The sequence below is a fragment of the Aliifodinibius sp. S!AR15-10 genome (assembly GCF_031569985.1).
In the GTDB taxonomy this organism is placed as follows: domain Bacteria; phylum Bacteroidota; class Rhodothermia; order Balneolales; family Balneolaceae; genus JAMQKA01.
The window spans coordinates 20694-33791 of sequence record NZ_JAMQKA010000025.1 but is presented as its reverse complement, the minus strand read 5'-3'; the positions used below and the strand labels follow the sequence as shown (position 1 = coordinate 33791).

Genomic DNA, 13098 nt, shown 5'->3' with positions numbered 1-13098 from the left:
CTATACATCATCATAATCGAAGCCTTCGTCTTCCTCATTGTGGAAGAAATCTTCTTTACGGATATAGTCCGGCCAGATGTCCTCGATGCCTTCATACACCATATCTTCGCCTTCCTCTATTTCATCCAGTTCATACAGGTTATCAATTACCTGTTGTTGCAAGCCATTGCGTTCTGCCCATTCAATCAGTTCTTCACGTGTTGCCGGAAATGGTGCGTCATCTAAAGCTGCTGCTAATTCTACAGTCCAGATCATGTCTAATTTACTTCTTGTTGGTTTATTTAGTGTGTTATAAGTTCCAAAGCACCTTATAAAAAGGATTATGCAATAAAATTCAAGTCTTTTCTTTAATAAAGAGTGAAATATTTTTAATAGTCAACTGAAAGGTGTAAAAAAGTTTTGTTATCTTTAGTTGTTTCATACTAAAACAAATTTAAAAGAGGAATATTATGCTAGGTGGATTAGGCGGAACTGAGATCCTTGTGATCCTGCTTGTTATTTTGTTGTTTTTCGGAGCAAAGAAGATTCCTGAACTCGCTCGTGGAATTGGACAGGGAATAAATGAATTCCGAAAGGCTTCTGATCAAATTAAGAAGGAGATTGAAGAGGGTGAAAAGGAATCATTTGACTCCCAAACCCAACCGCAGGAAAAAAATCAGGGCCAACCGCAGAAACAAACTGAAAATTAAGATTTAGCCATTGAATTTTAGAAGTATTACTGACATCCGGAAGGCTGTCAAAACCGGAGAGATTTCACTTCAGGACGTTGTACGCCATTATGCAGACAATATCGAGCAGAATAACTCCGACATTAATGCGGTCGTTACTCTTGATGTTGACCAGGCCCTGGCTGACGCCGAACGCATCCAGGGGAAAATAGATAACAGCGAAGCCGGCAAGTTGGCGGGCGCAGTTATCGGTATCAAAGATCTTATTTGCGAGAAGGACAAGCAGACGACGTGTGCCTCGAATATACTTTCAAATTTTGAAAGTATTTATGATGCCACGGTCATTGAACGCCTCAAAGAGGAAGATGCTGTCCTGCTGGGTCGACTCAATATGGATGAGTTCGCCATGGGCTCATCCAATGAGAACACCATTTTTGGCCCGGCTCGCAATCCCCACGATACCAGCAAGGTGCCCGGCGGATCATCCGGCGGAAGTGCCGCGGCGGTAGCAGCCGAATTTAGTGCAGCTACGCTCGGATCTGATACCGGTGGTTCAATCCGGCAGCCCGCTTCTTATTGCGGCGTTGTGGGACTTAAGCCGACCTACGGGCGGGTTTCACGCTATGGATTGGTGGCCTATGCTTCCTCTTTCGATTGCATCGGGCCGCTGACTAATACCGTTGAAGATGCTGCAGAAATGCTGGAGGTGATTTCTGGGTATGACCCCAATGACAATACCTCTTCCAGTCGTGCAGTGCCGGATTACAGCTCATATGTTAAGGAACCACAGTCTAACATTAAAATAGGTGTTCCCGAAGAGTATTTTGGCGAAGGCCTGGATGCAGAGATCCGGGAAGGCATTGAAAGCAGGCTTTCTGCACTGGAGCAGGAGGGCGTAGAGCTCGTGCCGATCCATCTGCCACATATGAAATACGGCATTGCCACGTATTATATTCTTGCTACGGCCGAGGCATCCAGTAATCTGGCCCGGTATGATGGCATTCGATATGGGCATCGTGCTAATATCCGTGACGTAAAAGAGGAGCTCAAGAAAGAGAAGGCAGCCATTAAAGAACAAATGGAACTCGCTACCGGGGATAAAAAAGTAACCCTCGGCAAAGAACTCGAAGAGGTCGATTCTTCTCTGATTCGTCTCTACAAGAAAAGTCGAACAGAAGGATTTGGCACCGAAGTGAAGCGTCGCATTATGCTCGGCACCTATGTGCTCAGTGCAGGTTATTATGACGCCTACTATGGTAAAGCCCAAAAAGTACGTCGACTTATCAAAGAAGATTTTACCAAAGCATTTGAGGATGTGGATGTCATCGTCTCTCCAACGGCCCCAACCACCGCTTTTGATATCGGTTCCAAAACTGACGATCCACTCCAGATGTATCTTAATGATGTTTATACCATTACGGCCAACCTGGCTGGAATTTGTGGCATCAATGTACCGGCCGGGACGCATTCCAATGGACTTCCCTACGGGCTTCAATTTATGGCGGATACGTTTGAAGAAGGGAAGCTGCTGAATGCTGCCCGACTTATTGAACGACAATCCGAAGTTGAAACCATATAGTTTTGAAGAATCGCGTCAAAGGGAACTGGGTTGTAATAACCGGGGCAACAGCAGGAATAGGCAAAGCCACCGCCTGGGAGTTCGGGGAGCTGGAAAGCAACTTGGTCCTCACCGGTCGCAGGGAGGATCGCCTGGCGGAGCTGAAAAAGGAGCTTGAGGAAACCTATCCCATACAGGTGCAGACCAACAGCTTCGACATCCGCGATCGCGACGCCTGTCGTGATTTTGTCGATTCTCTTGAACAGCCTATCGATATACTGGTAAACAATGCCGGACTTGCACTTGGTAAAGATCCCGTCTATGAGGCAAACTTTGAAGACTGGGATACGATGATCGATACCAACGTCAAGGGCCTGCTTTCTATGACCCGCCTCATTTCTGAGAAGATGAAAGAACGGGACCGCGGCCACATCATTAATCTTGGCTCTACAGCATCGCATACCGGGTATGCCGGTGGCTCGGTCTATTGCGCTACCAAGCATGCGGTTAAAGCGATTACAGAAGCCACCAAGAAAGATTTGCACGGCACATCGGTTCGCGTTAGTATGGTCTCACCTGGAGCAGTAGAGACTGAGTTCAGTAAAGTCCGGTTCAAGGGAGATGAGGAGAGGGCCGATGAGGTCTATGAAGGCATGCAGCCGCTAACGCCCCAGGATATTGCTGAAATCATTGTGTTTGTGGCCAATCGACCACGCCATGTCAACATCATCGATACGGTAATCTATGCGGTCAACCAGTCATCTGCCACGATGATTTATCGCGATGATGAATAGGCTTTTAACATATTTTGGGTTAATTCTGCTTTGTGGGCCTGCAGTACTAACGGGTTGTGCAGACACCAATTCAACAGAGCGACTAAATTTTGAGAAGCAGGGCCGGGAGGTTCCAAGCTTCAACGCCGACAGTGCCTACCATTACATCCAGCAGCAGGTGGATTTCGGGCCGAGGTATCCTGGTTCAAAAGGCCACAAGCTTACCAAGGCTTACCTGATTGGGAAGCTGGCAGAAACAGCCGGAGAGCGCAACGTGTTTGCCCAGCACTTTACTCACCAGGGTTATGAAGGGGATACGCTGAATCTTACCAACATAATTGCTGCGTTTAATCCTACTGCCAGCGACCGAATTATGCTTTGTGCGCACTGGGATACACGACCACGTGCGGATGAGGACCCGAATGAACCGAACAAACCTATACTTGGAGCTGATGATGGAGGAAGTGGTGTCGGCGTTTTACTGGAACTTGCTAGAATGCTTGAAGAAAACCCACCATCCATAGGTGTCGATATCGTTCTTTTTGACGGGGAAGATTATGGAAAAAAGGGACAGATGGATCGCTACTTCCTGGGATCCCGCTATTGGGCTAATAATCCACCTGTGCAAAACTACAGCCCACGATTTGGCATTTTGCTGGATATGGTGGGTGGAGAAAATGCCCAGTTTCCCAAAGAACTCAATTCACTCCGTTTTGCGCCTGCGCTTGTTAACGAAATTTGGCAGATTGCTGACGGCAAGGGATACTCTGACACCTTCATCAACAGGGAAGGGGTGGCCATTTCTGACGACCACGTGGTTATTAACCGCATTTTAAGAATTCCAACTATAGACATCATCAGGCATGAACCCGGCACAGGATCGACGGTTAAATTTGCTCCCTACTGGCACACCCATAAAGACAATATGGAGATCATTAGCCGGGAAACCCTGGATTCTGTTGGAGAGGTCCTGGCCGAATTGATTTACAACCGAATCTGATCTTGGGAAAATGGGGTGGATGGGGGATAAGTCAAATTAACTGGGAATTAAGAGCATCATGTACTGGTACTTAAAAGTTTTACAGAATTATGCCAACTTTAACGGAAGAGCCCACAGGAGAGAATACTGGATGTTTTTCCTGCTCAATATGATTTTCTCGTTATCAGCCGCCATACTGGATAACATCCTCGGCCTGGCTTTTGGAGGGGTCGGATACGGCCCATTGTATATTCTTTATGCGCTGGCCCTTTTTATTCCCGGAGTTGCTGTTATGGTCAGGAGGCTTCATGACCTTGGGTTGAGTGCCTGGTTCATGTTGATTGGGTTAATTCCATTTTTTGGGGCTATTGTACTATTAATAATGATGGCTATTGATGGTGATTCCGGGGAAAACAAGTATGGCATGAGCCCGAAAGGGGCGGATGGGTAAAAACAAGTTTTAATGTCGAAAGTCTAAAGTCTAAGGTCTATTGAACTGAATTGTTGAGTTGTATTCAGTTTTTAAGCCTTTCATCCTCTTTGCTTTTCACTGCAGAATTTTAGAAATAATACTACGAATACGGATGTAGTGGAGCAATAATTTTGATTCGTATTTAATTCCATTAAACCAATATCTCTGTCAATTGAAATGCCCTTAGAAGAAATGAACACTACCCCAGGTAAAAATATCTATCGATTTTGTTTCTTACTCTCTGTATGCTTTCTCTTATTTTTTACTCATACACTGTACGCCCAAGACAGTCCTGTAGTGGCCGACAATGCCGAGCTTACGCTGGTATCCAACCGCTTTTCATTTACCGAGGGGCCGGCAGCAGACAGTGATGGCAATGTCTATTTTACCGACCAGCCCAACAACGATATCTGGAAGTATGGCATTGACGGGAATCTGACGCTCTTCATGGATGAGTCCGGCCGCTCGAACGGCATGTACTTTGATCACAGTGGTAACCTGCTGACCTGTGCCGATGCCAAAGGGGAGATGTGGAGCATCAGCCCAGAGAAAGAGGTGAGAGTGCTGTTTGACAACTTCCAGGGTCAGAGACTGAATGGGCCGAATGACCTGTGGGTCGATCCGAAGGGCGGGGTTTATTTTACCGATCCATTTTACCCGCGCGACTACTGGGAGCGAACGGAAAAAGATATCGAAGAGGAGCGAGTCTATTACCTAACGCCCGACAGGGAAGAAATTAAGATTGTTGCAGATAACCTGGTTAAGCCCAATGGAATTATAGGAACCCCTGACGGGAAAACGTTGTATGTTGCTGATATAGGTGATAAGAAGACGTATTCCTATTCCATCAATTCCTCCGATGCCCAGCTCTCAAACAGAAAGCTGTTTACCGATATAGGGTCCGACGGGATGACGATCGACAACCAGGGGAATGTGTATTTGACGGGCAATGGTGTTACGGTATTCGATAAAAACGGAAAACAAATTGAGCATATCCCGGTACCTCAGGGATGGACTGCCAATGTCACTTTTGGAGGCGTTAATCGGCAGATGCTGTTTATTACAGCCAGTACTGCTGTTTATACTCTCGATATGAAGGTGCAGGGAAGATAAGTTATAGGCCGATAGTCTGCGATATCAGAGTAATCGATAAGATGATAATATGCTCCCGTAGATGGGTAATACAACTATTATTACTATTTGAGGGCTTTGCAAAAACATTTAAAACACCGTTCAAAGAGGGTCGCATTCCCGTTTAACATGACTGAAAGGTCGGTAGTAAAATCATCTTCCAAAAAACATTAGGTTCTGCAAAGCCCTCTATTCCTCAATCCTAAAGAAGTATTTTGTGAGAACAGCTAGTTTAACTCCTTGATCTTGATATTCCTGAATTCCACACCTTGGCCCTCGGCTTGCAACCCGATATAACCCTCTTTTAAAAGCTTTCCATCCACTTTGATCTCAGGATCATAGCGGTTGGCCACGCCTCCACCAATCTGGGGTTTGGTGTATTCCAGTACTTTTTCCCCGTTCACTTTGTGAATCACCAGGGAGTCACTATGCACAATCAGGTCGGCCTGGACCCATTGATCCCACTTATAGGTATCAGAAGAGGAGCTAATGCAGTGCCTGGGATCCATCTCACCCTGGTAAAACACTTCGGTTCCCGGAGAACACATATTGCCCGTCGGGCGGGATTCGCCTTCTTCAGCTTCAGCAAGCATCTGGTACTCCACTGAGATCGGCCAGTCCTGTTCTTTCAGGATGGTCTGGGGAGCCTGTGAATGAAACATCACCCCGCTATTGCGATAGGTGTAGCTGGGCGCATCTTCCATCCATTGGTCGGTAAACCGGTATTCAAACTTCAAATGATAGGAAGAGAACGGCTCCTCATAAAAAAGGTGACCGTAACGCTCTTCGAATTGATCGTAGTCATCATAGTTCACCTGGATGGCCCCATCTACAACGCGGAATGTGTTGGCATAATTGACACCTGTTTCGTGATGATGAAATTTTGGGATCCAGCCACTGAGGTCTTTACCATTGAATAATGGCTGCCACTCCTCGGTTTCTACTGTTTTAGAGGTACAGGAAATGAGGATCATAGTAATGGCAAGAAGTAACAGGTTTTTCAAATGCTTCATCATGTTTGAAAGTTCGTAATTGTTATTTGTTGAATCGTTCTCGGTTTTAAACTGTACGTCTACGACCAGCAAAAGGGCAGGGAAGGTGATTATAAATCACACATGATCAGCGCCAATTTATGGTCTTGGGCGGCGTGCGACACCACTTTCAAAAGCAGCCTCTTTAACTGCACGAGATACCCTTCGTACCACTTTTTTGTTGAACACACTGGGAACGATATACTCCTCACTAAGGTCATTATCATCAATCTGTTCGGCAATGGCGTGCGCGGCTGCCAGCTTCATCTTTTCATTGATGTCGGAAGCGCGGGCATCGAGGGCACCACGAAATAAACCGGGGAAGGCCAACACATTGTTAATTTGGTTGGGATAATCACTGCGCCCGGTAGCGATGATACGGGCAATATCAGTGATCTTTTCCGGCCTGATTTCTGGTTCGGGATTGGCCAGTGCAAATACAATTGGATCGTCCGCCATCACCTTAACAGCTTCTTTCGGTATGATGCCCGGACCGCTGACACCGATTATTAAATCAGCTCCAGAGGTGGCCTCTAGTAGGGACCCCCCGAGATTATCAGGATTGGTGTTTTCTGCCAACCATTTTTTGCTCTCATTCAGCTCAGACAGACGATCGCGATTGATGATGCCGGTACTGTCCGTGCAGAGAATTGTTCCTGTACCGGCATTCTTCAATATCCGGGCTATTGCTACTCCTGCGGCACCGGCTCCCACAATCACCACACGGATATCGCTCAGCTGTTTTCCAACTACTTTCAGAGCATTTATAGTAGCGGCCATTGCTACCACGGCGGTGCCATGCTGGTCGTCATGAAAAACAGGAATATCCAGCGACTCCTTTAACCGCTGTTCAATTTCAAAGCATCGCGGGGCACTGATGTCCTCCAGGTTCACTCCGCCGAATCCCGGTGATATCAATTCTACGGCCCTAACCACTTCATCGACATCCTGGCTGTCCAGGCAGATCGGGTAGGCATCGACATCAGCAAACTCTTTGAAGAGCATCGCCTTTCCCTCCATCACGGGCATGGCCGCTTTGGGCCCGATATTTCCGAGCCCCAGCACAGCAGAGCCATCACTGACCACGGCTACCGAATTTTGCTTGATTGTCAGCGTATGGGCTTTTTCTTCATCTTCTGCAATCGCCTGGCAAACACGTCCCACGCCCGGCGTGTAGGCCATGGAGAGAGCGTCACGGGTATTGACAGGCACTTTGTTTTCGATGCGAATTTTACCGCCCAGGTGGAGTAGAAAGACCCTGTCGGAGACATTGCGAACCTTGATACCCTCAATTTTTTTGATGGCCTGAACAATGTCTTCCGAATGCTCTTCGTCTCGCGCACTTACGGTGAGGTCGCGTACTTTGTAGTTGCCCTCTACTTTCACGACATCAACAGCGCCCGGATCCCCTTTTTTATCAGCAATGACGTTCAATACTTTTGCAAGCATCCCTGGCTTGTTTTCTATATACAAACGCATGGTAAAACTGTAGCTAACACTCGGCTGGATATCACTCATGAAGAAATCGCTCCCGTTATTTTTGAGTTTTAATTACTTGAAATGTAAAGGATATAAAGTGAGGATAGTAAAAAAACTTATCGAGTGTTGGAGGCATCCTAATAAGAAACAGCTGGTTTCCAAGGTAAGGGAATTTCTTTTGTGTGAACAAATCCGCTGGCCAAAAGTCACCGCTACTACTACGCACAAGGCTTCGTAGACACAAGGTTTACACACCGAAGCTTTACGCGAAGGAGTGCTTCTTAGCCTAAAGCGGAGTACATTGTCACTGCGTTCGCTTCTCCCCGTTGGGACAACCATCGTCGAACACTGCCTGCAATGGGATACCACCGGAAGAGGAGATCGAATTCAGAAAAGTGAGGAAATTCATGCGGTGGAGAGCTATTGCCTGTTGACTTTGGAGGCCATATATAGGTTATACCCAAAGTTGAGTTCAATTAATCAAATCAATTTTGTTCTCTCGTACCTAACATACTGCCAAGCAGTTCCACGCATCAATCTTAATGCAGAATTTACTTGTCGTTCATCTTTAGAATTAAAAGGAGTAAGGTCTGATTTTTTCCCACTATGCATTAGTGCACATCGGAAAGCTTTGTAGAGAACTGTTTCAATATTCTTAATTTCATCTTGTTTCAATTTAACCCCCTGAGGAATTTCCACTTCCTTCAATAACTTTGATAAGGATTTAATTTTTGTTTTGCATACTACCAATTGAAGTGTATCACTTATAACAGTGCTATCGTTTCCTTTCCCTCTCACTCTTTTGCCGATTGAGTCAACTGCCAGGTAATAATTTCTGAATGAATCAAAAGGTCCAGTAGCTAAGTCACCTGCCCTCATATGAGCTGCACCTATGAGATCATCTGAAAGACTTAACTTCTTTCCAATTCTTGTATCGCCTGTAAACCAAGATGGTTTAGGAACTTTTACAACTTGTGCTTTTGAGGTAGGATTATCTAGGTCACTCCATCCATAAACTGGTTGAACTATTGGTCCATACTGGATTCGACTAAAAATTTTAGTCAAAAATAAGTTTACAATATCTCTTGCAAGTATTTCTGCAGTTTCGTGTGAATCACCTTCTACTGGATATATAGTTATTTCTCTTTTATTGGCAGGAAGTTCAATATTGTACGTATTGCCATTATATCGAATTTTTCTTCCTGATAGATCTATGGGACATGTTTTAGTAAGATGGAATTCGAATTTGTAAGAGTTCATAATTTAGCAAAATTGATTCCCCGACTTCTTTTGGTATAACGGCCTTCGGGATAAGCAGCGCAATACGCTCACTGAAAATGTTGATGAATTACATTGTAGCTTAAATCTTCAACTCAAGCAAGGCCAGGGCGAGTTGCGTCCGCTTGATGCCGTGGTTATGCCGTATTTTCGAACTTATTACTTGTTCGTTTCTAAAAAATTTTTTGATTCGTTGCTGTACCTCTTCGGGCATTGGGACCCAAGAGCCATTTCCTCGGAAGAGGTGCCCCTCTTGTATTGGTTGACGGGAATAATCAAGCAATTCCGAAATCAATTGACCGGAAGAGTCTCTCCAGAGTTCTACGATATCGTCACACACGACTACCGTCGGTAATTGAGTTTGCTCCCTAATGATTGTTATCCCATTAATTTCAACTTGGTTTAAACCAAATACCGATACGTCTAGGTGTTGACACTAAGTAAGTTGGAGAGTATCCGTTAGTGTTTGAGGATCAAATATCTCATCTAGAATTTTCTCTGCATCATCGATCGATGCCTCAGTCCTTGCTTCCTTTAATTAGTCTTACCCTGACAAGAAATAGAAGCGAATAGCCAGTACCACCACTAAGTACCCAATGCTGAATAATTTTAAACCAGTCAGTATGTTGATTTTTCATATCAACATTTTTGTCTATTTAACGTCAGTTCTAGATAAACACTGTTACGAACTGCTGTACGCAATTTTCTTGCTTCGTCCGCCTCTCCGCTGAAATTTTAACGTAGGCAGGGAATGCGGTGGAAGCCTATCTGATGCTTCCTCGCACTCTGCCGCCGTATATCTGAGAGGGACGATGGGACCAAGCATATGGGGTGTGGAGCAATAAGTGTTTATATCGAATCTCTTTAAAAATGAATTTTCCAGATGTTTTCAAAACTTTATCATTCACCGTTTATAATTGCGAGATGTTCATTCAGTCTAAAATAGACTGCATTATTATAATTGTGGCGATGGGGTACACCTCCACGGTGTACTCCATCTTACACCAAATAGTGCCCATTCAGGTACAACTCACTTGAAAAGTGGATCGTACAAGGTCAGGGCTTAAAATGAGAAATTACCGTATTGGGTTTGAAGTTAATCCCCAAATTTATCATAAATTATTGAGGCAAGAAGTTTTATTCGTCTATAACGCAACCAATGTAATGCTCCACAGTTTTAGGGGGCGTTCCGGTTAACAGTTTAACATGGTCGGTAACCTGGTCAAACTCCCCGTTATCGACGGCCCTGTACATGGAGTTGAGCACTTCAATTGCTTCTTCGGGAATATCGTCCTTGCGGCAAAGATCGGCAAACTCCATCTCCGTCACGTGATCATAGACTATTTTTTTGCCGGTAACACGAGAAATGATTTTGGCAAGCTCAGGCATGGATATCGCTTCGGTACCTGTTAGTTTGTATAATTTTTCCGAGTGTCCTGTTTCAATTACTGCAGCAGCCAGTGACCTGGCGATATCATCTCTTGAGATATAGGCCACTCGTCCATTTTTGACGGGATAGGGCAAACGCCCCATTTTTATTAGATCAGGGATCCAGTCAGCCACAGGATCAAGATACATGCCGTCGCGCAATATTGTCCAATCCAGGCCACTGAGTCTGAGTCGAGACTCGGCATACAGCAGGAACGGAGCGATTAGAAACTTAGAGGTTGGAGTTGCCGCCATAAAACTGGCAAATACAATGCGGTTAACTCCAGCCAGCTCAGCAGCTTCCAATGCATAGTGATGTTGCATAATCCGTGGTTCAACAGGAGCCGAACTGGGTATCAGCAATAATATGTCGGTGTCACGAAAAGCTGATGTGAGTGTATCAGGTTTGTCATAATCGGCATGACGAACCGTAATGCCTTTCTGTGCAAACTCGTCTGCTTTTTGTGGACTACGCACGCTCACAACAATATCATCTGCTGCCACTCCCTGCTCCAGTAATACGTGTACTGCTTTAGTCCCCAGTTGTCCGGTTGCCGCTGTTACATTTATCTTCATTTTAAGCCTCTTTTAAGATGGAGTTTGGGTTATGCCTACTGGGTACTTTGGGCTTCCTGTCGCAATTCCCGGGCTACTGTCAGGTAATAATTCCGGCCGGTTGCCGTAAGCAACTCATTGGCCAATTCGGTCAATGCATTAGCTTTAATGAGCTTCGGCTCTTTGGCATCCTTATCAAGAGCAATCAAATGGTCGCTTAGCTGTGCCGCCCATTGATATTCCCCCTCTTTCAGAGCTTGTTGGGCTTTAACCAGAAGCTGTTGCTGGCCGCCTGCTAAATCTGCCATCTTTGCAGCCTCATCGGCCGGATGCAACGAGAACAGTTCTGTTGGATTTCCATTGAACCACCCCAGGTATCCCGTAAAAATAGAGCGCACCCCCCATTCAATATTCCCGTAGTATTCCCGCAGGTAGTCTTTTGATGCCAACTCCTCAGGAAGTTGCACGTAATCGACCAGTTCATCCGGTGTTAGCCCTTTATTCATCCCTTCGATGGTTTTATCAAAAACAAACCTTATGGCATCCCTGTAGTCCGTGAGGAGTCGGGTCACTTCTTGCTCGCCAAGTACCGGACGGGTATGTCCTGGTACCAGGTATTCCGGGCCCTCCTTCAACATCCTGTCGGTTGCATCCGCCCAGTCAAGGACATCCCGATAGGGAACTCCGCGAATGGCATACAGATTGGGCCATGATTTATAAAAGTTATCTCCTGAAAAAACTACTTTTCCCTCTGGGTACCACACATATAATTGATCATAGGTTTCACCCCCTGCAGCCACCAATTCCAGTTGGACACCCGCAATTTCTACCACTTCTCTGTTTGTGGAAAACGTATGGGTTGGTGGGAGATACCCGGAACCGCCTTCAAAGGCTTCTCCGCCCCGATTTGGATATACAGCAGGCGCAATCCCATTATTTATCCGCTGTTCGGGTGGCAGTTTAAATCCACCCTGGCGAGCACCACGAATAGCTTGAATCGTCAATCCAGCTTCCTTCAACGTCTCTGATTCCTGCTTGATGTTGTCGCGTGCCCAGATTTCCGGATCGTCCTCTTTGGCAAAAATACTAGCTCCCCCGGTATGGTCGCCGTGGCCGTGAGTATAGATAATACCCTTTATCGGCTTTTGGCTGATATTGCGAAATTCTGAGAGAATTTCCTCGGCCGCTGATGTGGACATTCCGGTATCAATGATAATGACGCCATCAGTTCCAACAATCATAGAGACTGTTGATACAGTATGTCCCACAGAGGTATACACGTTGTCTGTTACATGAACAATATCTTTTTGAAATTCAGCATTTCGGGATTTGAGGAGTTCTGTCGCCTTGGTTTGCTGTGCATGGCTCTTCCCAAATATACCGGATACAAAGAGGAAGAAAGATAGGGTCAATGCATATGCTATCGGTGTGGAAAAGGTTGATTGTCTCATCGCAGTACTGTTTGGTTTTGAATGTTTGGGTAGACTAACTTCTTACTAATGCGTTTACCGGTAGAAAGTAATCCTATTTTATTGTGTCGGAAGATCAATCTCCCTAAATCCCTCTTCTCCAAGAGGGATTTCTTGAATGCTCATTAATCCTTTTGGGAGCATTTTTTTTCATCAGTGAGTTCCTCCTTGGAGAAGGAGGACAGGTGGATTGATTCTGGATTAACCAAATAGATGGCTAAAAAATTTGTTAACCGGTAAAAGAACTCTTATTACTCCATCTAAACTACCAAGCAAG

At 45.5% G+C, this 13098-nt stretch carries 12 protein-coding genes; 6 read left to right on the top strand and 6 right to left on the bottom strand.

Translation table 11 applies throughout. The features are described 5' to 3' along the window. On the bottom strand, positions 1–255 hold the full coding sequence (locus tag NC796_RS15730; RefSeq protein ID WP_310685746.1) for a DUF2795 domain-containing protein: 255 nt from the start codon (positions 253–255) through the stop codon (positions 1–3). A 194-nt stretch (positions 256–449) separates the two neighbouring features. Between NC796_RS15730 and tatA the strand changes: the two genes are divergently transcribed. From tatA to NC796_RS15700, 6 genes are all read left to right on the top strand, one after another. After that, on the top strand, positions 450–689 hold the full coding sequence (gene tatA / locus NC796_RS15725; RefSeq protein WP_310685744.1) for a twin-arginine translocase TatA/TatE family subunit: 240 nt from the start codon (positions 450–452) through the stop codon (positions 687–689). 10 nt (positions 690–699) lie between these two features. After that, a complete protein-coding gene (locus NC796_RS15720) occupies positions 700–2247 on the top strand; it encodes an amidase family protein (RefSeq protein WP_310685742.1) in 1548 nt (515 codons plus the stop codon). A gap of 2 nt (positions 2248–2249) precedes the next feature. Then, positions 2250–3020: an SDR family NAD(P)-dependent oxidoreductase gene (locus NC796_RS15715; RefSeq protein WP_310685740.1), complete on the top strand. Its 771-nt coding sequence runs from the start codon at positions 2250–2252 to the stop codon at positions 3018–3020. After that, complete coding sequence (locus NC796_RS15710; protein ID WP_310685738.1) at positions 3010–3999, top strand: M28 family peptidase; 990 nt, start codon at positions 3010–3012, stop codon at positions 3997–3999. The genes NC796_RS15715 and NC796_RS15710 overlap by 11 nt, the downstream gene beginning before the upstream one ends. Before the next feature lie 58 nt (positions 4000–4057). Next, positions 4058–4429 carry a DUF805 domain-containing protein gene (locus NC796_RS15705; protein ID WP_310685737.1) on the top strand — a complete coding sequence of 124 codons (372 nt, stop codon included), beginning with the start codon at positions 4058–4060 and terminating at the stop codon, positions 4427–4429. A gap of 318 nt (positions 4430–4747) precedes the next feature. Then, positions 4748–5563, top strand: coding sequence for an SMP-30/gluconolactonase/LRE family protein (locus tag NC796_RS15700; RefSeq protein ID WP_310685735.1), 816 nt, complete (start codon positions 4748–4750; stop codon positions 5561–5563). A gap of 245 nt (positions 5564–5808) precedes the next feature. Here NC796_RS15700 and NC796_RS15695 read toward each other — a convergent pair whose 3' ends face one another. The 5 genes from NC796_RS15695 to NC796_RS15675 form a co-directional block, all read right to left on the bottom strand. Then, a complete protein-coding gene (locus NC796_RS15695; RefSeq protein ID WP_409070386.1) occupies positions 5809–6594 on the bottom strand; it encodes a DUF1080 domain-containing protein in 786 nt (261 codons plus the stop codon). A 117-nt stretch (positions 6595–6711) separates the two neighbouring features. Beyond that, the gene (locus tag NC796_RS15690) at positions 6712–8130 is read right to left on the bottom strand and encodes an NAD-dependent malic enzyme (RefSeq protein WP_310685732.1); all 1419 of its coding nucleotides are present in this window, start codon (positions 8128–8130) and stop codon (positions 6712–6714) included. 441 nt (positions 8131–8571) lie between these two features. Next, positions 8572–9351, bottom strand: a complete 780-nt coding sequence (locus NC796_RS15685; RefSeq protein WP_310685731.1) for a hypothetical protein — start codon at positions 9349–9351, stop codon at positions 8572–8574. Positions 9352–10506: 1155 nt separating this feature from the next. Next, entirely contained in the window at positions 10507–11373 is an 867-nt protein-coding gene (locus NC796_RS15680) for an SDR family oxidoreductase (RefSeq protein WP_310685730.1), read from the bottom strand. A gap of 35 nt (positions 11374–11408) precedes the next feature. Then, positions 11409–12803, bottom strand: a complete 1395-nt coding sequence (locus NC796_RS15675; RefSeq protein WP_310685729.1) for an alkyl/aryl-sulfatase — start codon at positions 12801–12803, stop codon at positions 11409–11411. Between the last annotated feature and the right edge of the window lie 295 nt (positions 12804–13098).